Source organism: Bradyrhizobium sp. dw_411 (genome assembly GCF_018449695.1).
Classification (GTDB): Bacteria; Pseudomonadota; Alphaproteobacteria; order Rhizobiales; family Xanthobacteraceae; genus Bradyrhizobium.
Genome location: NZ_JAAVUY010000007.1, coordinates 200,540 through 224,307, shown reverse-complemented (window position 1 = coordinate 224,307; position 23,768 = coordinate 200,540). Strand labels below are relative to the sequence as shown.

Below are 23,768 nucleotides of genomic sequence, written 5' to 3'. Positions count from 1 at the left end.
GAAGGCTGAAATCATGGCAATCGATCAAAGCGGCGGCGCGGCGCCACAGAGCGGGCCGCCCCATCGCCCCCATGAGCGCGAAGCGCCTCCGGTTTCCGACGCGATGCTCGGGATTATCGTGGTGGCGATCGTCGCGGCTCTGGTGCTTGGCTATCTGTTCCTGAGCAAACTGATCGATATTTCGCGCCAGGAAGATTGCATGCTGGCCCACAACAAGACCTGCGCCGCCATCGAGCGCAATCGCTAGAACCTGCGAACCTCAGCTCTTAGCTCTTGTTGGAAGGTGCCGGGCGAGCCGGGGCCTTGTCGCCCGATGTAAGACGGTTGAGCGTGGCCTGCTGGCGCATCCACTGCATGCGCGGCCGCGCCGGGTAGCCGCCCCAGGTTTCTCCCGGCGGGATATCATTCATGACTCCCGAACGCGCGGCGACCTTGCCGCCCCGGCCAATGGTGACATGCGGCGCGAGGCCGACGGCGCCCCCGAGCATCGCATAATCCTCCAGCGTCACGCTGCCGCTCAGTCCCGATTGCGCCACCACCACGCAGTGCCGGCCGATGACGACGTTGTGGCCGATCTGGCAAAGATTATCGATCTTGCTGGCTTCGCCGATCATGGTGTCGCGGATGCCGCCGCGATCGATCGCCGTCCCGGCGCCGATTTCGACATCGTTCTGGATGATGACGCGGCCGGTCTGCGGAATCTTCTGTCGCCCAACGCCTTCGGTGTATCCGAACCCGTCCTGCCCGATACGGCACCCCGGATGGATCACCACGCGATCCCCGATCAACGCATGCATGATGGAGCAGCCGGCGCCGATCACGCAGTCGCGGCCGATCATGACATCCGGCCCGATCACGGCGGTTGCGCCGATCAAGCTTCCCGCGCCGATTTCGGCACGCGGCCCGATCACCGCGCCGGGATCGACCGTGATCCCGCTCTCCAGCCGGGCGTCGGAATGGACCGTGGCGCCCGGTGCAATGTCGCTCAACTCGAACAGCGACGCCGGGCGCAGCGATTGCGGGTAAAACGCGCTGTGCACCGCGACGAAGGCGCGATAGGGCTCGCGCGTGCGCAGTGCGATCAGCGTGCCCGGCAGCCGGCCTGCGAAGTGCGGCGGCATCAGGCAGGCTCCGGCATGGGTTGTCGCCAGCGCGTCGGCGTATTTGTTGCTCTCGATGAAGGTCAGATCGCCAGGCCCGGCGAGATCAATCGGTGCGACATCCGTAATCAGATGCGAAAGGCGCGCGCCTTCGACGGTTTCGGCGCCCGTCAATGAAACGATTTCAGCTACCGTCAAGCCGGAGGGACGGTCAAAGAAACGGCGTTTCGCCATGTCAAATCCTAGATTTCCAATCCCAGATTTCGAATCCTGTATGTCCAATCCTGCATGTCCGGTCCTAAATGTCCGGTCCCTGGATGCGCGTTATCGCTGACGGCGAATTGACGGAAAGGCAACGTCGGCCATCGAAATCCCGCGGGCGACATGCGCGCTCAAATTGCTTTCCCGCATCCGCGGCGACAGCGACGAATTGGTTTCATCGAGCGCGGCACTCAGCAGACGCAGATACAGATCCGAAAACTCTGCCGAACCATATTCGCCATCCATCAGGTTCACGGCTCTTCTCCAATGTTAATCTGTGCGGGACGCAGGTTGCGCACAGAGCTTCATCAAGGGAAGTTACAAATCGGAAAGGGTGCAGTGGCTCGCTTTTCTTGACCGAATTGTGATGTCGTGCAGGCGGTTGCGAGAAAATCGCGACGCTATCCAAAGTTGGCGTCGCCGGCGGCGTTTGTTTCCCCAGATTTCGAGGCGGCCGGGAATGTTGGGGTAAACGCAGGCGCGATATCGAATGACGACGAGCGGCAGTGCGCGACGCTTCCAACGATTTTCGCCGGGAAGTACCGGTTAACGCACCGGAAAAAATTGCGCCGTTCGCGCTGCAGCAAAGCCTGTACGTTGCATCTGCGTTGACAAGCGTACCCGTTCCATCGGATGTTGTTGGAAATCAAAAGACATGATTTTCACATTGTCAAAATCGTGGGGGCATCGAAATCCCCACTGCGGCTCGGGAGCTAACAGCATGATATCTAATCTTCGCCAGCGTGCAGGTTTCTGCGCGCTTATTGGTGCATCTTTCATGGCAATCGGCTGCGGGCCGCTGAGCGCCCAGACCAAGCTGAACGTCACCGCGAATTCGATCGGCGGAAAGGTTACCGGCGCCAACGGACCCGAAGCCGGTGTCTGGGTAATCGCGGAGACCACCGATCTTCCGACCCGCTACGCCAAAATCGTCGTCACCGACGACAACGGACAATACATGCTGCCGGAACTGCCGGCCGCCAAGTACAAAGTCTGGGTACGCGGCTACGGGCTGGTCGATTCCGACAAGCAGGATGCCTCGCCGGGCAAGACGCTCGATCTGAAGGCGAAGCCCGCACCAACCGCCAAGGCCGCCGCGGAATATTATCCCGGCATGTACTGGTACTCGATGCTCAAAATACCCGACGTCAGCGAATTCCCGGGCTCGGACAAGAGCCCGACCAAAATGCCGGCCAGCATGGATTCGCAGGCTACATGGATCGACAGCATCAAGAATTCCTGCCAGTCGTGCCACGCGCTCGGCAGCCAGAACATCCGCTCGCCCCACGTCAAGGAACTCGGCGAGTTCAAGAACTCCGAAGACATGTGGGAACGCCGCGTGCAATCCGGCCAGGCCATGACCAACATGGCGCTGACCCTGGGCCGCCTTGGCCCGGAGCGCGCTTACAAGATGTTCGCGGACTGGACCGATCGGATCGCGGCCGGCGAGATTCCCTCGGACAAGCCGGAACGCCCCAAGGGCATCGAACGCAACGTCGTGATTACCTCCTGGGAATGGGGCAAGCACGGCCTCTATCTGCACGACGAGGTTTCGACCGACAAGCGCAACCCGACGGTCAATGCTTACGGACCGATCTACGGATCGCCGGAAGAAAGCTCGGATTCGGTCCCGGTGCTCGATCCCGTCAAAAACAAGACTTGGCTCATCAAGGAGCCCTTCAAGGACCCGGAGACCCCGAGCGCTGCTGACGATCCGATGGGTCCGTCGGTGTTCTTCGGCGACGAGGCGATTTGGGATGGCCACACCAGCATCCACAATCCGATGATGGACGAAAAGGGCCGGCTCTGGCTCACGGCGCGGATTCGCCGGGCGCCAAATCCCGCCGCCTGCAAGGAAGGATCTGACCTTCCGTCGGCGCAAGTCATGCCGCTGAAAGAATCGGCCCGCCAGACATCGTTCTACGATCCGAAGACGGAGAAGTGGACGATGATCGATACCTGCTTCAACACGCATCATCTGCTGTTCGACAACAATGAGAGACTCTGGTTCAGCCAGGGGCAGCCTTACAGCGGCGTGGTCGGATGGCTCGACGTCAAGAAGTTCGAAGCCACAGGCGACGAGATGAAATCGCAGGGCTGGACGCCGACGATCGCGAATGTAAGCGGCACCGGCAAGCGCGAGGCTTTCGTCAATCCCGATCAGCCGATCGAGCCCGGCAAGGATAAGTGGGTGAAGGCCGCGTTCTATGCCTTGCAACCCAGCCCGAAGGGTGACGTTGTCTGGGGACAGGCGATGGGTCCCGGCTTCACGCGCATTGCACAGCCGAGCTTCATCATGCGCATGATCCCGGGAAGCGATCCGACCCATACGGCCGTCACGGAATTCTTCGCACCGCCTCCGGGCACCTACGGTTCGCGCGGCGTGGACATCGATTCCAAGGGCATTGCCTGGACCGTGTACTCGAGCGGACACATGGCAAGCTTCGACCGGACCAAGTGCAAGGAACCGCTCTCGGGACCGAACGCGGCGACCGGTCAGCAGTGCTATGAAGGCTGGACGGTCTACCGGATGCCCGGACCGCAATTCAAGGGCGTCGATGAAAAGGGCAGCGCCAACCACGCTTATTATATCTGGGTTGACGTCCACAACACGCTCGGTCTCGGCAATGACGTGCCGATCGCGATCGCCAATGGTAGCGAATCCCTGCTCGCTTTGGTCAATGGCAAGTTCGTCAATATCCGGCTGCCCTATCCGCTCGGCTTCTTCGCCAAGAACGTCGACGGCCGCATCGACGATGCGAAGATCGGCTGGAAGGGCCGTGAGCTGTGGACGACGACGGGCACGCGCGCCTACTTCCACAGCGAACGCGGCAAGGACGAGATGCCGAAGGTCTACAAGGTTCAGGTACGCCCGGATCCGCTGGCTAACTAAGACCTGACACGATCAAGAATGGCGCCGACGGTTCTCGTCGGCGCCATTCTTCGTTTGAGATCGTGATTCCAATCGCGCGGGATTAAAAAAACACGTCGCTCCTGGGCGCGTCGCAGGCGCGAACCCGGCGGCATTGTCACCTGCCTAAATGAATGAAACCGGCTTTTAAGGCTCTACTTCGCAGCAAAGCTAAACTTCTCAGCGACGGGAACGGCTGACCGGAGGCAGGCACAATCCGCCGGAATCGCATGGTCCGCTCCAAAATAAATAACCGCACAAGCGTGCAACGCTGTAACTTTGAAAGGAAAATCATAGAGGACTGGTATGACACGGCTGCACATCGTTGGCGGATTACTCCTGTTGCCCGATTCCGAAGCGGGTGAATTGTCCGATCTCGTGATCGAGAACGGCCGGATCCGGGATATCATCCCGCCCCAAACGCCGGTCGCAGATGCACAACGGATAGACGCCACGGATCGCCTGATCATTCCGGGCCTGGTCAATGCGCACACCCACGGTCAGATGAGCCTTTCCAAGGGGATGAACGAGAATTGGAACCTGGAATTGCTTCTCAATGCCTTCCCCTGGCTGGGTGGACGGCGCAATCCCGAGATCAGTTATGTTTCGGTGCTTCTCGGCGCGGCCGAACTCGTGCGCAAGGGCTGTACGGCAGCCTACGATCTTTTTAGCGAATTTCCGGCTCCCACTTCTGAAGGCGTTGAGGCCGTTGCACGGGCCTACAACGACATCGGAATGAGGGCCGTCATTGCCCCGATGATGGCCGATCGTTCGTTCTACCAATCGATTCCCGGCCTGCTTGAAGCCATGCCGCCGCCGGTGCGCGAGGAAGCCAACAGCATTCGGTTTGCTTCCCATCAGGAGTCCGTCGCGCGCTGCCGGACCATTCTGCAGAATTGGGCGTTCGATCGATCATCGATAAGACCGGCACTCGCGCCGACCATTCCTCATCATTGCACGGATGAATTCCTGATAGCCTGTCGAGACCTCGCCAACGACTTCGAGATCGGCATGCAGATGCACGTTGCTGAATCACGGATGCAGTCCATCGTTGCGCCGCTCGTCCACCATTCGACGGCAGTGTCGCATCTGGCCAAGCTTGGCCTTTTGTCGCCCAAGTTTACCGTCGCACACGGTGTATGGCTGAACGATGACGATATCGGCCGCCTTGCCGAACACGGTTGCTCGGTCTGCCATAATCCGACGAGCAATTTGCGGCTTGGATCCGGCGTCGCGCGGGTCCGGCGCCTGCTTTCGGCAGGTGTCAATGTTGCGATCGGGACCGACGCGGCCATAACTTCCGATACGTTGAACCTGTTCGAGGCAATACGGCTCGCAGCTCTGGTTTCCCGTTTGTCGGAACATGACAACCAGCTTTGGCTATCTGCGAGCGAGGCCCTGCATGCCGGCACCGTCGGCGGCGCGAAGGCTCTTGGCTTTGGATCCGACATCGGCACCATCCAACGCGGCGCAATGGCCGACCTCGTTTTTCTCGACCTCAGCGCTGGTCCGCTCGTCCCCCTGGCAAATGCAACCAATCAAATTGTTTACGGAGAAGACGGAAGTGCCATTCGGGCGGTAATGGTCGGGGGCAGAATGCTCTACGAAAATGGCAAGCATCTCACCATCGACTATCCGGGCCTCGTCCGGCGCGCAAGAACCATGGCCGCCGACCTTGTCGGTCAAACAGCCGGTTTAAAAACGATGATCGAGCGCTTTCAGCCCATTGTCGGTCAGTATTGCAGTGGACTCGTCGCCGGCGCGCCACCATTCGAGCCACACCTGCATTAAGCAGGCTTAGAGCGTTTACGAGCCAACGGGTCGCGCGAACGCGCACCCGATGACAGGCTCCGTGGATTCCGGTTCGCGTAAAGAAAAAGCGTCAAAACAAAAGACTGGAGCCCGGTTCTGATTCAATCAGAACCGATAAGGCTCCAGTTCCGCAATCGCGGCAAAAGCTACCGCCGATTATCGAACAAGGATGATCGAGTTCCGTTCAAGTATCGCTCATGGGATGGCGGCTCGGCCGCCATCCCATGATTTCGAATCAGTGAGCCGGCGGACGGATGGTCGAAAGATCGATGCTGCTCAGATTCTTCGGCGTCACGGGAACGACGGGGATGACGACGTCTTTCGCTTCGAGCTTGCCGCCCTTGATCAGCTTGTCCGCCATATCGACGGACCGCCGTCCGACCTCCACGACCTGCAATGCCACCACATAATCCATGCAGCCGGCTTTCATGAGTTCCTCGGTGGTATCGCCCAGCACGGCTGTCAGCACCTTTACTTTCCCGCATAAGCTGTTGGCCTGAACGGCTCTTGCGGCGCCCACGCCGACAGTGTCGTCCGCTCCATAGAGTACCTGAACCGTCGGGAACCGCTGCAGAATGTCGGTGGCGATCGACAAGCCAACAGCCGCATCGGGCTCACTGGCCTGTTCAGCGACGATCTGTATCTTCGTATTGGCGATCTGCTCCTTGAAGCAACGCCAGCGTTCGTTAGCCCAGAAGCCCGCGGCAGGTCCAACCAATGCAGCCAATTGGCCACCATTTGGCAGCAGCGCTTTTGCACCTTCAGCGAGCGCCTTGCCGATTTCACAGTGGCTCGGCGAAACGGAGCCGTCGGTGCCGGCAAAGGGCATGCCCGCGCCGACCACGGGAACATGGTTTGATTTCGCATCGTTCAAGACACCGACAAAGGAAGTCGGGTCGGCTGGATTGAGCAAGACGGCTTTGACTTTTTGAGCCAACAGATTTTCTACGTCGCTGACCTGTTTGTCGACCTTGCCGTAACCGCCAGCGTCGAGAACGACCAGATCGTAGCCGAGCTTCTTGGCTTCTTCGGTCATCCCATAGATTTGCGCGGTGAAAAACGGTCCCTGGGTCAGCGGCAGGCTGGCACCCAGCTTCTCCGCCGCAATGGTATGGCCGGCGCCCGCGAATAGAGCAATCGTCAGCACGGCGGCCGTCTGGCAGAACTTCGTCATTATCATGCTTCAACTCCTTTTCTGATAACTTCCAATAACGCGTCGAACTCTCTCAGGACCTCGCGACAAATCGCTGATCGAATGTGACGGCGACGATCAGCGTGCCGCCCACAATCATCATTTGCGTGTACGAACTGACGTTCAGCAGATTCAGTCCATTCGACAGAATACTGACAAACGCCACGCCGACAGCGACCTGGAAGATTGATCCGCGACCGCCGAATAGCGAAACGCCGCCGAGCACCACGGCTGCAACCGACTCCAGCGGGAGCGAGCCGCCGAGTGATGGCTGGCCTGATCCCACACGCGCGCTAAGAATGATTGCTCCAACCGCCGCACAAAGCGAACACATCGCATAGGCCGTAACGGTGATCGCGGAGACGTTAAGCCCGGACAGGATCGCCGCCTGACGGTTGCCGCCGACGGCATACATGTGACGGCCCAGCCGCAAATAGTGCAGAAAGAGAAATACCAGAACGAGAACCGTGACGGATACGATCAACGGCAACGGCACACCGCCAACCCTCGTGTAGGCCAGCGATGTAAACTCCGGTGGCAACCCCGTGATGGGCGTCCCCCCGCTGATGGACAGCGCCAGGCCGGAAAGCACCGACATCATTGCCAATGTTGCGATAAAGGGGAATACGCGGAACCAGGTAATAAGAATTCCATTGATCACGCCAATCACGGCGCCGGTCATGATTCCGCAGAGAATGCCGGCCGCCATGCCGAAATGATTGATTGCGAGAGCACTGACAACGCTGACCAGCGCGACGGTGGCCCCCACCGACAGATCGAGTCCCGACGTCAGAATGACGATCGTCTGGCCACAGGACACGGCGGCAAGCGCGGCTGCCTGCAATCCCACGTTTCGAAGGTTCTGGACCGTTAGAAACAAATCGGACCTGATTGAAAAAAACAGGACAAGAACAACGAGGGCGATCGGAAGGCCCGCATTCTGAAGCCACAGGAGGGAGCGCCCGACGCCTGCTCCGTGATCGCGTGTTGTGACTTCCGGTTTTGCCATATCGACACGATCCTGCGCACTCATGCCCGCAACTCCGCTTCAGTCGCCGCGCTGGAGAGGTGAGCCGCAAACGCCGCTTTCAGGATTTCCTTTTCATCGAAATCATCGGAGCTCATTTCTGCTGTAATACGTCCGCCGGAAATCACCAGAATACGGTGCGCGACGTGTATCAGTTCAGACAATTCCGATGACACGAGAAGGATCGACGCGCCGTCCTGCGAAGCCTTCTGAATGGTCCGATAAACCTCGGCCTTTGCTCCCACATCGATACCGCGCGTCGGCTCATCGAAGATCATGATGCGTGGATGGCCGAGCAGCCATTTACCAATGACGACTTTCTGCTGGTTGCCCCCGGACAAGCCGGCGACAGGCAGGTCCAGCGACCCTCGGATGTGAAGCTGCTGTCGTATCTTTTCCGAAAGTACACGAATGCTCGCGCGTCGAACCACGGTGCCGGATCCGCCTTCGGCTGCCGCAGTCAGGACGAGGTTCTCCCGGCCGCTCAATTGCGCGACAAGCCCGTCACCCTTGCGATCCTCCGAAACGAAGGCCAGCCCCGCCCGAACGGCTTGCCTCGGAGAGCGGAAAGCAACAGTTTTACCATCCAACTCGATGGTACCGCGATGTGGCGGCTCTAGCCCGAAGATCGCGCGCATGATCTCGGTACGACCGGCACCGACAAGTCCTGCAAAGCCCAAAATCTCGCCGCGGTGCAAGTCGAAGGATATATCTTCAAAGGAAGGCGGCCGGCTCAGATTTCGCACGCGGAGGACGGGTGGCCCGGAACAGGGTAAGCGCGGTGGATAGAGCGTCTCCATCGGCCGGCCGATCATCAATTCGATAAGCTGCTCGCTCGTGGCGGCCTTCGCGGGCAAAGTCGTCACCGCGCGGCCGCCTCGAAGGACAGTGACCCGGTCGGAAATCTCAAGCACTTCGTCCAGGTGATGGGACACGAAGAGGATTGCTTTTCCTTCGCTTCGGAGTTTGCGCACGACGTCCAGAAGTGCGTTGGATTCGCGTGGAGAAAGCGAGGCGGTTGGCTCGTCCATGATGAAGAATTGCGCGTCCAACGCGATCGCTCGACCGATCTCGACGAGTTGGCGTTCGGCAACAGACAGGGTTCCGGCGCGGCGTCGGGGGTCGATTGCATCGCCACGCAATCTCCGAAGGACGCTTTCCGCGATCAGGTTTGCACGATGGCGCGAGAGCGTAAGGCCAAATCGGTCGAAACTGGGCTCGGCGCCGAGCACGATGTTCTCGGCCACGGTCAGTTCCGGCACAATGGCCAATTCCTGAAAAATGGTCACCACGCCATCTTTGCGGGAGTCGGCCGGTGACGAATAGCTGCGCGATATTCCGTCCAGTTGCACGCTTCCCTCGTCCGGCTTGAGACCTCCCGAGAGAATTCTGATCAACGTGGATTTGCCCGCGCCGTTTTCCCCGACAAGACCGTGCACTTCACCTGGCCGAATCGATAGATCGACCTCGGTAAGGGCTTTCACACCGCCGAAACGCTTGGAAATTCCAACAGCCGAAAGGCCACTGGGCGGTCCCCGAACCTGGTCATTGGTCGGGTGCGCGCTTATCATGACAGTTTGCGCAGCGGTAATTTCTGCAGCCAGCCAGTGACGACGGCCGTGACAGCATCGCTGCGGCCCCTGTAATAATGGTCACAATCGGGAATGATCGAAACATCGCAAGGGCCTGCTGCAGCCGCCCGGAACTCTTCCGCCGGGTACTGGCTTGGCACTTCTTTGTCGCCGCGAACGTATAAAACAGGACAGGTGATGCGGCTCGCATTGGCTACTACATTCGGCATATTGCTGATGCGATCGAGATAGGTCTCTGCCGTTACCACGTACCACCAGCCCGGCATCACCATCAGCGTATGACCGCGCCCTTCTTCGACCAGCCTTTCGGCTTCTGCCTTGAAGGCTAGGTGACGGTCCTCCGTCATCATGCCGTTGCCGCGCGTGCCGCCGCTTAGAACTTCGTCGATTTTCCCGCCACGATGCGCTGAAAGCAGAACGAGGCCTGGCGTGTCCGGATGGTCACAGACGTGTTGCGTCGCCAGCATTCCGCCGTTGCTATGGCCGATCACAATCGGATTCGGAAAGCCCTGTCGTGCCAGCCATGTTGCGGCAATTTGATTGTCGCGGATGTCGCGCGAGACCAATTGGAACGCGCCGCCGACGGCCGCGCGGCTGTCGTACGTCGCGAGAATATCGTGTGAACGCCGGTTGAACGCCAGGCAGACAAACCCGAGAGCTGTCAGCGCAGGCGGCAAAAACCGCAGCATGCCGCTGTAAAAGTTCATGACGTTGCCGTGGAATAGCAGAATGGCTCCGCGGACCTGCGACTCATCAGGATGATAAAGCGCACCATCCAGCGGCACCGTATCGGTCTCAATCGAAATGAGCTCAGTCCGCATCGGCGCTCGCAATGAGTCTTTTGGAGCTGCAATGGCGCGCAGCATGAGTTTGGCCTTGCTGCAGGTCTCGCAGATTGGGCAAGCAAGTTTGGGATACACGATGGGAAGTGTCAAACATTTATGTATACAAAATGCTCCCAAGTAAGGCACGGCGTGCTGAGAGATAGAGCAGATTAGCTGATTTCAATGCAAAGCCGACGCGCAAGTCATGCCGAGTTGTCTATCGGACGAATAAATGTATACATACAACGAGGATCAGCTTGGGGATGGTGTTTCAATGAACCAACGGCTCATGGACGTCCCAAACGCTCCATCAACACGGGCCGCGACGGTTCTCGAGGAGCTCCGCAATGCCGTCTGCAACGGGCAATTCGCACCGGGCGAGCGGCTGCACGAGGTCCGTCTCACCGAGCAGCTCGGCGCTTCACGTACGCCTGTGCGCGCCGCGCTGCAGAAGCTCGCCTCGGAGGGCCTGCTCGATCACGCTCCCAATCACGGATATCGGATGCGCGAATTTCCGGTGGCTGAGATCGTCTACGCCTTCGAGCTTCGCGCTGTGCTCGAAGGGCTCGCAGCGCGGCTCGCTGCCGAACGTGGCTTGTCTTCGGAGCATCAACGCCTGCTCGAACAATCCCTGTATGACGGTGACCGCCTGCTGAGTCGCGGCGTATTGATCGAAGGCGATCGTGCGGCATACAGCACAATCAATACTTGTTTCCATCAAACCGTTCATGCCGCCGCAGGCTCGCGCATGCTTCAGGATATGGTTCGCCTGTGTCGTCAAGTTCCGATCTCTTCACCCCGCATGATCGTCGAATTTGAATATCGCGACGTACGACGACGCCATGACGATCACCAACGCGTATTCGAGGCAATCCTCGGACGTGAAGCTTGGCGCGCCGAAATGCTGATGCGCGATCATGTGATGTACTTGAAGACTGCGATGATCCGCTCGTTGCCGACGCGCGCCGCCGCGATAGAACTGCGCTACAGCCCGGAAGAGGCATCCCCGGAATGACGAGATTGTCGCCAGCGCCTAGCCGCGAAAGTCCACACTCACTGTCCCGAGCCCGGACAATTCCATCGCGACTTCGTCGCCTGGATTAAGCCAAATCGTCTTGACGAGGCTGCCCGTCAACACGATCTGCCCGGCCCGCAAACCGTTACCCCCGGCGGCGAGATGATTGGCGAGCCACGCCAGCGCATGATGGGGATGGCCGAGCACGTCGGCGCCGGTGCCCCGCCCTATCTCATCGCCGTTGATCAGCGCGCGGCCGACGACCTCCAGCAAATCGGGGGCTGCCGATCGCGCCACCGGCTTTCCGAGCACGCAGCCGGCGGCAAAGAAATCATCGGCCACTAATGTCGGCGCGCCCAGCGTTTGCCAGTCGACATAACGATCATCGACGATTTCGATCGCGGGCAGATAGGCCTCGATGGCCTGCGCGACCGCCTCCGCCGTGAATGGCGCGGCGGATGGCACGAGATCGCGCGCCAGCCGAACGGCGATTTCGCATTCGACGCCGACACGGACGAAATCCGCGTGATGCAGCGATGCGCCGCTTGGGTGAACGCCTCGCGCGAATACGCTGCCGCCGCAGGGATGCGGGATATCGAGATAGGCCTGCATGACAGCGCTGGTGCAGCCGATCTTGTAGCCGACCTGCGCGCCGAAATCGGACGACAGCAGATCCGCCAATGCGGCCTGAATCAGATAGCCCTCGGCCTCATCCTGCGGGGCGAACTCCGCAGCCAGCGGCGGCAGCGGCGTGCGCGTGCGGCGGGCGGCAGCGATGGTTTGTGCGGCCGTGAGAATTCTGTCCATCGGCGGCGGTTTCCAAAAAATCTATCAACAAAAAAAGATGACCGCACATGGCGGTCAATGAGGTTTCGGACAGGTCCTATTCGTCGCGATAGACTTTCTCGCGTTTTTCGTGGCGCTCCTGCGCTTCCACCGAAAGGGTTGCGATCGGGCGGGCTTCCAGCCGCTTCAGCGAAATCGGCTCGCCAGTTTCCTCGCAATAGCCATAAGTGTTGTCTTCGATGCGCTGCAGCGCAGCATCGATCTTGGAGATCAGCTTGCGTTGCCGGTCGCGGGCACGCAGTTCGATCGCACGGTCGGTTTCAGACGATGCGCGGTCGGCGAGATCGGGATGATTGACGTTCTCTTCCTGGAGCGTCTGCAAGGTGATCCGCGATTCCCGCAGGATCTCGTCCTTCCACGCCAGCAGCTTGGCGCGAAAATAATCGCGCTGGCGGTCGTTCATGAAAGGCTCTTTTTCGGAGGGTCGATAATTCTTCAACTTTTCCAAGGCCAGCCCATCTATCGTGCAAGGCGAACGAAAAGGGTCCGTCCGCGCGGGCCTTATATAGCGGCGTGTTGTGACAGACAATATCGGCCGCGGACCAGAAACCGGGCACCGCGAGGTTTCGCCGCAGGAACTTGGAGTCGGCTGCTCAAGCAGAAGGCGACGGCGTGCGACGCCTTCTCCCCTCCCTCCGCGCGCGAAGCGCGTGGCGGGAGGGGTCGGGGGTGTTGAAAACTCGCCGGCAATAGCAGAGCAAGTTGATAGACCCCCCACCCCCGACCCCTCCCGGCCGCTTCGCGGAGCGAGGGGAGCAGAGCGGACGGGAACACCGTCCGACGTCAGAACTGGCCGGCCTTGGCGAGTTCGACTTCGACCCGCAGCTCGATCTCGGATAGCACCGCATCGAGGCCGGGATCACCCGAGGACGATTTGAGATTAGCGGCGGCATCGCGCAGCCGGCTGACCGTGGAAGCGTCGAAATTGCCCGATAACAGGCCGATCTTGAGGTCGTCCAGCACATCGAGCGCGCCTTTGCCGCGCTGCACCGAACGTTTGCGCTTCTCGACCGGATCCTCGATTCCCTGCATGGCGAGCAGCGCATCGATGTTCGCCGACGCCTTGGGCGCGACGGTCGCGCGCGTCTCCGTGGTCGACGCCGCGTCGTCCGGCAGCGAAAAGCCGCTCGAACTGGTTCGCCGGATGTTACCCGCCGGGGACCCGAGGGTGGTGCCGTTCGGTCCGTAGATGCGCATCGCTGTTCTCGCCTGTGTAGCCGCGAGCATGGCTCTTTTATGGTTAATGGAGCGTAAATAGCCCGGCAAAATCTGCCGCCGGGAGGCAGTTTCGCCGTTGCCGCGACCCCGCCCCGCGATTTGCTTATTTTTATTTTATTAATCAAATCAATCGCTTGTCTTCTCAAAAGGGCATGGCATGGCGCTCGCATAGAGAGTGGTGGACCGCCGTCATGGGAGTGTCGGGGATCCAGCCAAGACCAGTCGAGACCTCGCGGGGAGCTGAGGATGCCAGGCGTAAGTTCGGGAAAAGTACTGGGAGTGGCCTGTGCCGCGCTGATCGCGCTGGCGCTGTCTGCCATGCCCGCGGGCGCGACTTCCCGGATCAAGGATCTCGCCAATATCGAAGGCGTGCGCCAGAATCAGTTGATCGGCTACGGCCTCGTCGTCGGCCTCAACGGCACCGGCGACACCCTGAACAACATCCCCTTCACCAAGCAGTCGCTGCAGGCGATGCTCGAGCGCATGGGCGTCAACATCCGCGGCGCCACCATCCGTACCGGCAACGTCGCCGCCGTCATGGTCACCGGCAACCTGCCCGCCTTCGGCACCCAGGGAACCCGGATGGACGTCACGGTATCCGCGCTCGGCGATTCCAAGAACCTGCAGGGCGGCACCCTTCTGGTGACCCCCCTGCTCGGCGCCGACGGCAACGTCTATGCGGTGGCGCAGGGATCGGTCGCGATCTCCGGCTTCCAGGCCGAGGGCGAAGCCGCCAAGATCGTCCGCGGCGTGCCGACGGTCGGGCGCATCGCCAACGGCGCCATCATCGAGCGCGAGATCGAGTTCGCGCTCAACCGCCTGCCCAATGTGCGGCTCGCGCTGCGTAACGCCGACTTCACCACCGCCAAGCGGATCGCCGCCGCGGTCAACGACTTCCTCGGCGCCAAGACCGCCGAACCGATCGATCCCTCGACCGTGCAGTTGTCGATCCCCCCGGAATTCAAGGGCAACGTCGTCGCCTTCCTGACCGAGATCGAGCAATTGCAGGTCGAGCCGGATCTTGCCGCCAAGATCATCATCGACGAACGCTCCGGCATCATCGTGATGGGCCGGGACGTGCGCGTCGCCACGGTCGCGGTGGCGCAAGGCAATCTCACTGTTACGATCTCTGAAAGCCCGCAAGTCAGCCAGCCCAATCCGCTATCGCGGGGACGAACCGTGGTGACGCCGCGCTCCAATGTTTCCGTTGTCGAAGACGGCAAGAAACTGGCGCTGGTGAAAGACGGCGTCTCATTGCAGCAACTCGTCGACGGCCTCAACGGGCTCGGCATCGGCCCGCGCGACCTGATCAGCATTCTGCAGGCGATCAAGGCCGCCGGCGCGATCCAGGCCGACATCGAGGTGATGTGATGCAGATGCAGACCAGCCACGCGGCATCGATCCATAACGGCGCACTCGCTAAGGCCGCGATCCCCTCGTTCAACGGCCATCCCGATTACGACATGATGAATGCGCTGGCGAAGGTTTCGCCGACGGCGCAGACCAAGGCCAAGGCGACGTCGCAGGATTTCGAGGCGATGTTTCTCAATTCGATGTTTTCGCAGATGACGAGCGGCCTGCAGGGTGAAGGCCCGTATGGCAGCACCACCGGCACCGGCGTGTGGCGCTCGATGCTGACGGAACAGTATTCGAAATCGTTCGCGCAAGCCGGCGGCGTCGGCATTGCCAAGGACGTCTACCGCACGCTCATTCTGCAGCAAGCCAACCGTATCGGCCAGGCCCAGATCGGCCAGACTCAGGACAAACAGGCATGACCCCACATCCGCAACGCCAGCCTGCGCCGGCACAAATCCCGATGGCATCGACGCCCGCCGAGGCGCGCAAGCTTGCGGAGAACATGATGGAGGTCATGAGCGCGCTGCTCGGCCTCGTCGAGCGCGAAACCGAACTGGTCCGCGCCGGCAAGATTCGCGAAGCGATGGCCTTCGAGCCCAAGAAGACGGAATTGTCCCGTCGTTATGCCAACATCGTCGCCTGTCTGAAAGCCAGCCAGAAATACATGACGCAGGCAGCGCCGGAGTTGCTGACCACGCTGCATCGTCATCACGACACGTTTCGCGCCATGCTGCAGATCAATCTCACCGTGCTCGCAACGGCGCATGCCGTATCCGAAAGCGTCATCCGCGGCGTCAACACCGAGATTCAGCGCCGCAATATTCCCAACACCTACACCGCGGCCGGCCGGCGCGCGACGCCGGGACCGCGTCATATGACGCCGCTGGCGGTCAGCCGCTCGCTCTGAAAATTTTTGCGCGGCGTACGCCCGCACTACAAACATTACATTTTTCATCAAATTCTCGCGCTGCTGTCAGCGCGGGATTAGTTGCGTTCTCTAACTTTGCGTTGAGAGCTGTAGTTCATAATTGCATGCGGATGAGGGTTGGGATTTGACTCGGGGGAAGCCAGGAGGCTGCCATGAGCACGGATTTCAGCATCAAGCCGGTGGGGGCACCGGTTGCAACGCCTATTGTACAGACCGCCGGTAGCGCGGTCGACGATGCCGTTGCGACCGAACTGCCGCCGAGCCAGAGCGTCACCGTTCCCGACGCCGGCATCGGCCCGCAGGCCTCGAACGATTTCATATCGCGTCAGGCATTTTTCGATAGTGCCGCGGCCTCGATCGTCTATCAGGTCGTCAATAGCCAGACCGACCAGGTGGTCAATCAGTTTCCGGATGACGCTGCGCTGCGCCGCCGCGCCTATTTCCATACCCTCGATATGACCAAGGATACGCCGACGCGGCCGTTGGCCACCGATCGCACGGCCTAAGGCAACGTCGGGCGCGCGGAGCGCCAACCTTCGATGAGACCGCCGAGTTCGACGCGCAGTCGCTCGAGCACCTCTGACCACCGTCGGTTCTCCGTCTGCCGGAACAACTTCGCGGTCGGATACCAGGGGGTGTCTTCGCGATCGAACATCCAGCGATAGTCCGGGGTATAGGGCAGCAAGATCCAGACCGGACAGCCAGTTCCGCCGGCAAGATGCGCCACGCTGGTGTCGACGGAGATCACCAGATCGAGGCAGGAAATCAGCGCCGCGGTCTCGTCGAAGTCTGAAAGGCTTTCCGTCATGTCGATGATCCCGGTACCGGCAAGGATGCGCCGGTCCTGATCGCGCGGGTCCTTCTGCAAGCTGACAAACATGGCATCGAGATCGAGAAGCCCGGTCAGTTCACGCACGGGCATCGAACGGTTGTGATCGTTGGAGTGGCCGGCATTGCCGGACCAGACCAGACCGACCCGGAATTGATCGTGGGCGCCAAGCCGTCGCTCCCATTCCTTGACGCGGTTGTCGATCGGCGGCGGCAGGTAGGGAACGGCCGAAGGGATCGTCGCAAGCGTGGTCTTGAATGCCAGGGGCAAACTGGAAACGTGGCAATGGACGTCATAGGGCGGCAACGTCCCGATCGGTTTCGCAATGCATTGCGCAACGCCAGCCATACGGGACATCAGGGAACACGCAGGACCGGCGGCGGCGAGAATAATTCGGGCGCCGAGAGCAGACAGCATCGGGATGTAGCGGGCAAACTGAAATAGATCGCCGATCCCTTCATCTGCATAGAGCAGGATCGTCTTGCCTTCGATGGCGCTGTCACCCAGCCAGAGAGGTTGGGGTAATTCGGGGTCAGGCATCAGCCCGAGATCCCATCGGGCTTCACGACCAAGCCAGCCCGCCTCGAAATTTCCGACCAGCATCTGGAGCAACGCGATTCCCCAGCGGGCATCCGGATTTTCCGGATCGCGTGCGAGGCATTGCGCGTAGCTGGCAAAGGCCTCGTCGATCCGCCTGAGCTCGATCAGTGAATGCGCCTTGCCGATCAAAGGCGGCACGAAACTGGCGCGAAGTGCCGCCGCGCAATCGTACCAAGCCAAGGTCTCTTCGTATCGTCCAAGCTTCTGCAGTACGGCTCCCAGATTGTTATGCGTATCGGCATCCAGGGGATTTAAAAGCTGGGAACGTTGATTGTCTGCGACCGCTTCCTCAAGCCGATTCAGATTCATCAACACCAGAGCGCGGACCTGGAGCGCATCCGCCTGTGCCGGCTCAACTTCGAGCGAGAGATTGAAATGTTCGAGCGCCTCGGCGTATCGCTGTTGCTTGTAGAGCGCCATTCCATAGAGATTCGCGGCAGCGACGTAACGCGGGCGCAGTTTCAGCGCTTGTTGCAAAGGTAAAAAAGCTCGATCCGGACGGTCGAGATCGATCAGAACCGCGCCGAAATTCTTCCAGTTCTCGGCATTCTCAGGCTCGATCGATATGGCTTTTTCGAAGGCCTTCGAAGCCTCCTCCGGCCTGCCCGCGCGCACCAGCACGGTTCCGAGGGTTGAGAGATAAGCGGCTTTCGGCGCGATTCTGAGCGCGCGAGCCACCCATTCGACGGCTTGATCGAATTGTCCCAGATGAAGGCAGACTTCTCCCATCAGGCACAGCGAATCCGCGTGACCTGGATCGATCGCCAAAGCGCGCTGGCACAAATCAGCGGCTTCCGTGAGGAGGCCGGCCTGCAGGAGACGGCTTCCCAGATCGCACAATCCGGCAGGCGAAGTATCCTGCTGCTGAGGATTCATGGCGGGAGTTCCGAGCTTCGCTTCAAAGCTTGAATGATTCCCGCCAGACAAGAAAGCAGATATGCCCCTTGCCGGTGTATGTCGTGGATGCGCTGCGCCGAGGATCCAGCTTGTGAACCCGCCTGCAAAAGGCTTCGCTCGGAAGGCTCTGCTCAGGAGGCTTTGCTCGGAAGGCTTGGGTCAAGCCTTCGCGAAAGCCCTGCGCGACGGGGCGCCTGCCTTCAGGGCTTGCCTGCGAGGCCGGCCGCAATATTGGTGTTGATCTCGATCAGCGATTTCAGCTTCGACGGATCCGGAGCCAACTGCATATCGACCGTCCGCTGCATGACGAAATAGCCGATATTGGCGATTTGCTGACGAACCTGCACCGGCTGCTGATTGTCATTGGTGTCGGCCGCGCTCATGAAGATCGTCCACAGCCGCCGGTTGAAGAGCAACGCCTTGTGCATGTTATTGTCGGGGCCGGTCCAGTTGGTCTGGACATCCAGCAGTTTTTTTGCCGCCATCAGCAGCGCCTGCGCTTCGATTTCCCTTGGATGTGCTGTCGCTTGTGACGTACGCGAATAGGCTTGAGCGGCATGAGACATCCAACACCTCAACTGGGGGCTTACGCAGAACTCGGACTTCTGAACTGCCCGGATTTTATATCGTGATGGCCTTTAAAATATGGTTATCAGCAGTTATCAAATGTGTTTGGAACCGGGCAAAATCAGACCGTGCCGTGGCTAGATATCGGTTCTGATTGAATCAGAACCGGGCTCTGTCTTTTGTTTTGACGCGTTTTCTTCACGCGAGCCGGCACCCACGGAGCCTGTCATCGGGCGCGCGTTCGCGCGACCCGTTGGCTCGAAAACGCTCTAATTACGCTGCACCGCGATCACGAACAAAAACGGCGGGGTTTCCCCCGCCGTTTCCGTCTTTTGGTTTGCTGTTTTGATCAGCGCAGGAGCTGAAGCACGCTCTGCTGCGACTGGTTGGCGAGCGCCAGCGCGGAGACCGCGATCGACTGGCGGGTCGACAGCGCCTGGCTATTGGCCGCTTCCTCGTTGGTGTCGGCCAGCGTCAGGTTCGACGAACCGGTCTGCAGCACGTTGATCAGGTTCTTGTTGAAGTCCTGGCGGATCTGCACGATCGACAGGTTCGAACCCAGTGAGGATGCTTCCGTGCGCAGCGTGGTCGAGGCCTGGGTCAACGAGGCCAAAGCATTGTTGGCCGAATTGCTGTCCAGGAAGTCGGTGCCTGAAGTCAGGCTCGAAAGACCGAGGCCGGCATCGTTGAAGGTGACGCCGGTGATCGCGAGCTTGGAAGCGCCGGTTTCATCGAACGTCAGGTTGAGCGTATCGCCGTTCAGCAGGTTGATACCGTTGAAGGACGAGTCCTGAGAGGTCGTGTTGATCTGCTGCAGCACGTTATTGTACTGCGTGACCAGGCTGGCGCGGGTCGCCTGCGAGTTCGGATCGAGGACCGGACCCGTGATCGTCAGGCCGGCGAACGCCGAGCCGGCTGCCGTCGCCGTACCGGTGACGCCGGTGAGCCCGCCGATCGTGTTCGAAGCCGCATTGTTGGTGGTCACGATGTTGATCACGCCGGTCGTGCTGATGCTCGCCTGCAGATCGTTCGAGGCCAGCGCGGCGTTGAGCTCGTTGAGCGTCGAGACCTGGCCGGCGCCGGTTCCGAAGGTAATCGCGGTCGCCGTCGAACTGTTGTTGGTGGCGCCGATGGTCAGGGTTTCGCCGGAGAGACCACCGGTCGCCGGCGTCCGAGCCTGGGTAACCCCGGTGCCGAGACCGAGCGCACCAAGTGCTGCGTTGTTGGAACTGGTGATGCTCAGGTCGGCCGCGGTGCCGGTGTGCAGCGTGATCTTGCCGGCGGCGATCGTGGCAGCGTTCGCTCCGCTCGAGCCGGTGATTTCGTCGATCGCGGTGAGGATATCCTGGATCGTACCGGTGGTGCTGATGGTGCCGCCATTGGCCGAGGTGCTGGTCGCGGCCGTGCTGCTGAAGGTCAGGGTCTTGCCGTCAACCGTCAGCGTGTCGTTGTTGGCGAAGGGGGTGGAAAGGTCTCCGGTCGCGGTACCCGAAAGCACGGTGGTGGTCGTGATAGCGGCCGTGCTCGGCAACGAGCTCGCGGTGTGGACGACGTTGTTGGCGTTGGCGAGACCGAGAGCTTGCAGAACCGCGGTAGCGTTGGTGCCGCCAAAGGTGAAGTCGCCGCCTGCCGTGGTGGTGGACAGGGTGATCGCACCGCCTGAGATCGAGGCCGTGCCGGCAGCGCCGCTGGAATTGGCCGATAACGCGGTCAGAAGCTCGCCCAGGGTCGACGTCGTGCCGGAGCCCAGACCGATGGTCGTAGTGGAGCCGGACGTCGACGTGGACGTCGCGCTCGCACTGAACGTAATGGTCTGGCTGCCGACCGTAAACGTGTCGCCGACGAGCGAGGAGAGATCGAAATCGCCGCTCGCGGTGCCCAGCGTCGAGGTGCTAAGGGCGCTTGAGCCTGTGGTGGAGAGCGTCAGCGCCGAACCGCTTTCGGTGCCGGCTGCAGCGGTAACCCCCGCGACGACCGAGGTGCCGGCCGTGGTGGAGGCGAAGGTCGCGTCAGTCGCGGCCCCAGGGCTGCCGAGCAGGTTGTTGGCGGTCGCGCCGTTGATGGTGCCCGAACTCACGTTGGACTTGGTCGAGTAGCCGGTCGGCGCCTGCAGCACCTGGTTGGCGATCGACTGGGCGGAGGCGACCAGGCTCTGCAGCGAGGTGATGCCGGTGTTGGCGGCCTGGAGGACCTGCACACCGTTGCCGATACCATCGAGCAGGTTGTTGATGTCGCTGGCGCGGTTGTTGAGGCCCTGCGCCGTGAAGAATTCCGTGGGATTGTCCAGCGCCGTGTTGACCTTGTTGCCCGTGGCGAGGTCATTCTGGGTGGTGGCAAGCAGTGACGCGGTCGACTGCAGGGAGAGAAGGTTCTGGCGAACCGAAGCCGAGAGAACGATACCGGACATGTGTCAAGCCTTCCTAGTGTTGTGGCTATGCTTGTATCGGCACTCCTTTAAATTAGAGTTAATGCGTACTTAAATTGTGTGATTAACGCTTTCCTACCTCAAGCCGCGCACCGGAAAACCTCGCTGCGCCAAGGCCTTATCCAATGCAAAAACGGCGGGGTTTCCCCCGCCGTTTCCGTCTTTTGGTTTGCTGTTTCGATCAGCGCAGGAGCTGAAGCACGCTCTGCTGCGACTGGTTGGCGAGCGCCAGCGCGGAGACCGCGATCGACTGGCGGGTCGACAGCGCCTGGCTGTTGGCCGCTTCCTCGTTGGTGTCGGCCAGCGTCAGGTTCGACGAACCGGTCTGCAGCACGTCGATCAGGTTCTTGTTGAAGTCCTGGCGGACCTGCACGATCGACAGGTTCGAACCCAGCGCGGAAGCTTCCGTGCGCAGGGTGGTCGAGGCCTTGGTCAGCGCGGTCAAAGCCGTGTTGGCCGAGTTGTTGTCCAGGAAGTCGGTGCCGGAGACCAGGCTCGAAAGACCGAGGCCGGCATCGTTGAAGGTGACGCCGGTGATCGCGAGCTTGGAAGCGCCGGTTTCATCGAACGTCAGGTTGAGCGTATCGCCGCTCAGCAGGTTGACGCCGTTGAAGGACGAGTCCTGAGCGGTCGTGTTGATCTGCTGCAGCACGTTATTGTACTGCGTGACCAGGCTGGCGCGGGTCGCCTGCGAGTTCGGATCGAGCACGGGAGCCGAACCGCCGGAGGCCACATTGGCGAACGCCGAGCCGGATACCGTCGCCGTACCGGTGATCGCTTTGATCGTCGACGAAGCCGCATCGTTGGTGGTCACGATGTTGATCTTGCCGGTGGAGGCGTCGATCGTGGCCTGCAGATCGTTCGAGGCCAGCGCGGCATTGAGCCCGTTGAGCGTCGAGACCTGGCCGGCGCCGGTGCCGAAGGTGATCGCGGTCTGCGTTGAGCTGGTATTGGTGGCGCCGATGGTCAGGGTTTCGCCGGAGAGACCGCCGGTACCGGGTGTCCGAGCCTGGGTAACCCCGGTGCCAAGACCGAGCGCACCAAGCGCTGCGTTGTTGGAACTGGTGATGCTCAGATCGGCCGCGGTGCCGGTGTGCAGCGTGATCTTGCCGGCGGCGATCGTGGCGGCGTTCGCTCCGCTCGAGCCGGTGATCGCGTCGATCGCGGTGAGGATATCCTGGATCGTACCGGTGGTGCTGATGGTGCCGCCATTGGCCGAGGTGCTGGTCGCGGCCGTGCTGCTGAAGGTCAGGGTCTTGCCGTCAACCGTCAGCGTGTCGTTGTTGGCGAAGGGGGTGGAAAGGTCTCCGGTCGCGGTACCCGAAAGCACGGTGGTGGTCGTGATAGCGGCCGTGCTCGGCAACGAGCTCGCGGTGTGGACGACGTTGTTGGCGTTGGCGAGACCGAGAGCTTGCAGAACCGCGGTAGCGTTGGTGCCGCCGAAGGTGAAGTCGCCGCCTGCCGTGGTGGTGGACAGGGTGATCGCACCACCTGAGATCGAGGCTGAGCCGGCAGCGCCGCTGGAGTTGGCCGATAACGCGGTCAGAAGCTCGCCCAGGGTCGACGTCGTGCCGGAGCCCAGACCGATGGTCGTGGTGGAACCGGACGTCGACGTGGACGTCGCGCTCGCACTGAACGTAATGGTCTGGCTGCCGACCGTAAACGTGTCGCCGACGAGCGAGGAGAGATCGAAATCGCCGCTCGCGGTGCCCAGCGTCGAGGTGCTAAGGGCGCTTGAGCCTGTGGTGGAGAGCGTCAGCGCCGAACCGCTTTCGGTGCCGGCTGCAGCGGTAACCCCCGCGACGACCGAGGAGCCGGCCGTGGTGGAGGCGAAGGTCGCGTCAGTCGCAGACGGACCGGTACCCAGCAGGTTGTCGGCGGTCGCGCCGCTGATGGCGCCGGTCGTTACGTTGGACTTGGTCGAGTAGCCGGTCGGGCTTTGCAGCACCTGGTTGGCGATCGACTGGGCGGAGGCGACCAGGCTCTGCAACGAGGTGATGCCGGTGTTGGCGGCCTGGAGGACCTGCACACCGTTGCCGATACCATCGAGCAGGTTGTTGATGTCGCTGGCGCGGTTGTTGAGGCCCTGCGCCGTGAAATAATCGGTGGGATTGTCGATCGCCGAGTTGACCTTGTTGCCGGTGGCGAGGTCATTCTGGGTGGTGGCGAGCAGCGATGCAGTCGATTGGAGGGAGAGGAGGTTCTGGCGAACGGACGCCGAGAGAACGATACCAGACATGAACGCAATCCTTTACTTACTGTAAAAACACTCTGCGCTTCCTGCGCAGTCGCACGTCGCGAACAAGGTAAACCGTCAACCTCAATAAAACGTGAATACACCGGCTTTTTTTCTTCCGGCGGTAAGAGC

At 60.8% G+C, this 23,768-nt stretch carries 22 protein-coding genes; 8 read left to right on the top strand and 14 right to left on the bottom strand.

The window, feature by feature from the left end:
* Positions 1 to 13: 13 nt before the first annotated feature.
* Positions 14 to 247: a hypothetical protein gene (locus HB676_RS14390; protein ID WP_213738471.1), complete on the top strand. Its 234-nt coding sequence runs from the start codon at positions 14 to 16 to the stop codon at positions 245 to 247.
* A 19-nt stretch (positions 248 to 266) separates the two neighbouring features.
* Here HB676_RS14390 and lpxD read toward each other — a convergent pair whose 3' ends face one another.
* The 3 genes from lpxD to HB676_RS14375 form a co-directional block, all read right to left on the bottom strand.
* Entirely contained in the window at positions 267 to 1,334 is a 1,068-nt protein-coding gene (gene lpxD / locus HB676_RS14385) for a UDP-3-O-(3-hydroxymyristoyl)glucosamine N-acyltransferase (RefSeq protein WP_213738470.1), read from the bottom strand.
* A 90-nt stretch (positions 1,335 to 1,424) separates the two neighbouring features.
* Positions 1,425 to 1,616, bottom strand: coding sequence for a hypothetical protein (locus HB676_RS14380; RefSeq protein ID WP_213738469.1), 192 nt, complete (start codon positions 1,614 to 1,616; stop codon positions 1,425 to 1,427).
* Between the two features lie 291 nt (positions 1,617 to 1,907).
* Positions 1,908 to 2,141 (bottom strand): hypothetical protein, encoded by a 234-nt coding sequence (locus HB676_RS14375; RefSeq protein ID WP_213738468.1) that lies wholly within the window; start codon positions 2,139 to 2,141, stop codon positions 1,908 to 1,910.
* Between HB676_RS14375 and HB676_RS14370 the strand changes: the two genes are divergently transcribed.
* Both HB676_RS14370 and HB676_RS14365 read left to right on the top strand, forming a co-directional pair.
* The gene (locus tag HB676_RS14370) at positions 2,140 to 4,254 is read left to right on the top strand and encodes a carboxypeptidase-like regulatory domain-containing protein (RefSeq protein ID WP_213738467.1); all 2,115 of its coding nucleotides are present in this window, start codon (positions 2,140 to 2,142) and stop codon (positions 4,252 to 4,254) included. The genes HB676_RS14375 and HB676_RS14370 overlap by 2 nt on opposite strands.
* A 324-nt stretch (positions 4,255 to 4,578) precedes the next feature.
* Entirely contained in the window at positions 4,579 to 6,063 is a 1,485-nt protein-coding gene (locus HB676_RS14365) for an amidohydrolase family protein (RefSeq protein WP_213738466.1), read from the top strand.
* Positions 6,064 to 6,319: 256 nt separating this feature from the next.
* Here HB676_RS14365 and HB676_RS14360 read toward each other — a convergent pair whose 3' ends face one another.
* Genes HB676_RS14360 through HB676_RS14345 form a run of 4 tightly spaced genes read right to left on the bottom strand, consistent with a single transcriptional unit; the run spans position 6,320 to position 10,761 of the window.
* Positions 6,320 to 7,258: a sugar ABC transporter substrate-binding protein gene (locus HB676_RS14360; RefSeq protein WP_249780251.1), complete on the bottom strand. Its 939-nt coding sequence runs from the start codon at positions 7,256 to 7,258 to the stop codon at positions 6,320 to 6,322.
* A gap of 52 nt (positions 7,259 to 7,310) precedes the next feature.
* On the bottom strand, positions 7,311 to 8,309 hold the full coding sequence (locus HB676_RS14355; RefSeq protein ID WP_213738464.1) for an ABC transporter permease: 999 nt from the start codon (positions 8,307 to 8,309) through the stop codon (positions 7,311 to 7,313).
* The gene (locus HB676_RS14350) at positions 8,306 to 9,874 is read right to left on the bottom strand and encodes a sugar ABC transporter ATP-binding protein (RefSeq protein WP_213738463.1); all 1,569 of its coding nucleotides are present in this window, start codon (positions 9,872 to 9,874) and stop codon (positions 8,306 to 8,308) included. The genes HB676_RS14355 and HB676_RS14350 overlap by 4 nt, the downstream gene beginning before the upstream one ends.
* Positions 9,871 to 10,761: an alpha/beta hydrolase gene (locus HB676_RS14345; RefSeq protein ID WP_213738462.1), complete on the bottom strand. Its 891-nt coding sequence runs from the start codon at positions 10,759 to 10,761 to the stop codon at positions 9,871 to 9,873. Before HB676_RS14345 ends, HB676_RS14350 begins: the two co-directional genes overlap by 4 nt.
* A gap of 190 nt (positions 10,762 to 10,951) precedes the next feature.
* Here HB676_RS14345 and HB676_RS14340 point away from each other — a divergent pair, with 190 nt between their 5' ends.
* Positions 10,952 to 11,734, top strand: a complete 783-nt coding sequence (locus HB676_RS14340) for a GntR family transcriptional regulator (protein WP_213738461.1) — start codon at positions 10,952 to 10,954, stop codon at positions 11,732 to 11,734.
* 18 nt (positions 11,735 to 11,752) lie between these two features.
* Here the strand turns inward: HB676_RS14340 and HB676_RS14335 are convergent, their stop codons facing one another.
* The 3 genes from HB676_RS14335 to HB676_RS14325 all read right to left on the bottom strand — a co-directional run bounded on the left by HB676_RS14335 (position 11,753) and on the right by HB676_RS14325 (position 13,777).
* The gene (locus HB676_RS14335; protein WP_213738460.1) at positions 11,753 to 12,541 is read right to left on the bottom strand and encodes a fumarylacetoacetate hydrolase family protein; all 789 of its coding nucleotides are present in this window, start codon (positions 12,539 to 12,541) and stop codon (positions 11,753 to 11,755) included.
* A gap of 76 nt (positions 12,542 to 12,617) precedes the next feature.
* Entirely contained in the window at positions 12,618 to 12,983 is a 366-nt protein-coding gene (dksA, locus tag HB676_RS14330) for an RNA polymerase-binding protein DksA (RefSeq protein WP_100382788.1), read from the bottom strand.
* Between the two features lie 380 nt (positions 12,984 to 13,363).
* Positions 13,364 to 13,777: a flagellar assembly protein FliX gene (locus HB676_RS14325; RefSeq protein WP_213738459.1), complete on the bottom strand. Its 414-nt coding sequence runs from the start codon at positions 13,775 to 13,777 to the stop codon at positions 13,364 to 13,366.
* Positions 13,778 to 14,044: 267 nt separating this feature from the next.
* Between HB676_RS14325 and HB676_RS14320 the strand changes: the two genes are divergently transcribed.
* From HB676_RS14320 to HB676_RS14305, 4 genes are all read left to right on the top strand, one after another.
* The gene (locus tag HB676_RS14320; protein ID WP_213738458.1) at positions 14,045 to 15,169 is read left to right on the top strand and encodes a flagellar basal body P-ring protein FlgI; all 1,125 of its coding nucleotides are present in this window, start codon (positions 14,045 to 14,047) and stop codon (positions 15,167 to 15,169) included.
* A 5-nt stretch (positions 15,170 to 15,174) separates the two neighbouring features.
* A complete protein-coding gene (gene flgJ, locus HB676_RS14315; protein WP_213738600.1) occupies positions 15,175 to 15,573 on the top strand; it encodes a flagellar assembly peptidoglycan hydrolase FlgJ in 399 nt (132 codons plus the stop codon).
* Positions 15,570 to 16,061, top strand: a complete 492-nt coding sequence (locus tag HB676_RS14310) for a hypothetical protein (protein ID WP_213738457.1) — start codon at positions 15,570 to 15,572, stop codon at positions 16,059 to 16,061. The genes flgJ and HB676_RS14310 overlap by 4 nt, the downstream gene beginning before the upstream one ends.
* Before the next feature lie 173 nt (positions 16,062 to 16,234).
* On the top strand, positions 16,235 to 16,588 hold the full coding sequence (locus tag HB676_RS14305; protein WP_213738456.1) for a hypothetical protein: 354 nt from the start codon (positions 16,235 to 16,237) through the stop codon (positions 16,586 to 16,588).
* Here HB676_RS14305 and HB676_RS14300 read toward each other — a convergent pair.
* The 4 genes from HB676_RS14300 to HB676_RS14285 all read right to left on the bottom strand — a co-directional run bounded on the left by HB676_RS14300 (position 16,585) and on the right by HB676_RS14285 (position 23,639).
* Positions 16,585 to 18,387 carry a tetratricopeptide repeat protein gene (locus HB676_RS14300; protein ID WP_213738455.1) on the bottom strand — a complete coding sequence of 601 codons (1,803 nt, stop codon included), beginning with the start codon at positions 18,385 to 18,387 and terminating at the stop codon, positions 16,585 to 16,587. The two genes, HB676_RS14305 and HB676_RS14300, sit on opposite strands and share 4 nt — an antisense overlap.
* Positions 18,388 to 18,608: 221 nt before the next feature.
* Positions 18,609 to 18,974, bottom strand: coding sequence for a flagellar biosynthesis regulator FlaF (gene flaF / locus HB676_RS14295; RefSeq protein WP_213738454.1), 366 nt, complete (start codon positions 18,972 to 18,974; stop codon positions 18,609 to 18,611).
* 350 nt (positions 18,975 to 19,324) lie between these two features.
* Positions 19,325 to 21,382: a flagellin gene (locus HB676_RS14290; RefSeq protein WP_213738453.1), complete on the bottom strand. Its 2,058-nt coding sequence runs from the start codon at positions 21,380 to 21,382 to the stop codon at positions 19,325 to 19,327.
* A 199-nt stretch (positions 21,383 to 21,581) separates the two neighbouring features.
* Positions 21,582 to 23,639: a flagellin gene (locus HB676_RS14285; RefSeq protein WP_213738452.1), complete on the bottom strand. Its 2,058-nt coding sequence runs from the start codon at positions 23,637 to 23,639 to the stop codon at positions 21,582 to 21,584.
* Positions 23,640 to 23,768: the final 129 nt, after the last annotated feature.

Coding starts and splice junctions, on each gene's coding strand:
- HB676_RS14355 (WP_213738464.1), bottom strand. CDS start 8,309: ATGAGTGCGCAGGATCGTGTCGATATGGCAAAACCGGAAGTCACAACA.
- dksA (WP_100382788.1), bottom strand. CDS start 12,983: ATGAACGACCGCCAGCGCGATTATTTTCGCGCCAAGCTGCTGGCGTGG.
- flaF (WP_213738454.1), bottom strand. CDS start 18,974: ATGTCTCATGCCGCTCAAGCCTATTCGCGTACGTCACAAGCGACAGCA.
- HB676_RS14305 (WP_213738456.1), top strand. CDS start 16,235: ATGAGCACGGATTTCAGCATCAAGCCGGTGGGGGCACCGGTTGCAACG.
- HB676_RS14390 (WP_213738471.1), top strand. CDS start 14: ATGGCAATCGATCAAAGCGGCGGCGCGGCGCCACAGAGCGGGCCGCCC.
- HB676_RS14285 (WP_213738452.1), bottom strand. CDS start 23,639: ATGTCTGGTATCGTTCTCTCGGCGTCCGTTCGCCAGAACCTCCTCTCC.
- HB676_RS14300 (WP_213738455.1), bottom strand. CDS start 18,387: ATGAATCCTCAGCAGCAGGATACTTCGCCTGCCGGATTGTGCGATCTG.
- HB676_RS14335 (WP_213738460.1), bottom strand. CDS start 12,541: ATGGACAGAATTCTCACGGCCGCACAAACCATCGCTGCCGCCCGCCGC.
- flgJ (WP_213738600.1), top strand. CDS start 15,175: ATGCAGACCAGCCACGCGGCATCGATCCATAACGGCGCACTCGCTAAG.
- HB676_RS14340 (WP_213738461.1), top strand. CDS start 10,952: ATGTATACATACAACGAGGATCAGCTTGGGGATGGTGTTTCAATGAAC.
- HB676_RS14370 (WP_213738467.1), top strand. CDS start 2,140: ATGGCAATCGGCTGCGGGCCGCTGAGCGCCCAGACCAAGCTGAACGTC.
- HB676_RS14345 (WP_213738462.1), bottom strand. CDS start 10,761: ATGCTGCGCGCCATTGCAGCTCCAAAAGACTCATTGCGAGCGCCGATG.
- HB676_RS14325 (WP_213738459.1), bottom strand. CDS start 13,777: ATGCGCATCTACGGACCGAACGGCACCACCCTCGGGTCCCCGGCGGGT.
- HB676_RS14365 (WP_213738466.1), top strand. CDS start 4,579: ATGACACGGCTGCACATCGTTGGCGGATTACTCCTGTTGCCCGATTCC.
- HB676_RS14375 (WP_213738468.1), bottom strand. CDS start 2,141: ATGAAAGATGCACCAATAAGCGCGCAGAAACCTGCACGCTGGCGAAGA.
- HB676_RS14360 (WP_249780251.1), bottom strand. CDS start 7,258: ATGACGAAGTTCTGCCAGACGGCCGCCGTGCTGACGATTGCTCTATTC.
- lpxD (WP_213738470.1), bottom strand. CDS start 1,334: ATGGCGAAACGCCGTTTCTTTGACCGTCCCTCCGGCTTGACGGTAGCT.
- HB676_RS14290 (WP_213738453.1), bottom strand. CDS start 21,382: ATGTCCGGTATCGTTCTCTCGGCTTCGGTTCGCCAGAACCTTCTCTCC.
- HB676_RS14320 (WP_213738458.1), top strand. CDS start 14,045: ATGCCAGGCGTAAGTTCGGGAAAAGTACTGGGAGTGGCCTGTGCCGCG.
- HB676_RS14350 (WP_213738463.1), bottom strand. CDS start 9,874: ATGATAAGCGCGCACCCGACCAATGACCAGGTTCGGGGACCGCCCAGT.
- HB676_RS14310 (WP_213738457.1), top strand. CDS start 15,570: ATGACCCCACATCCGCAACGCCAGCCTGCGCCGGCACAAATCCCGATG.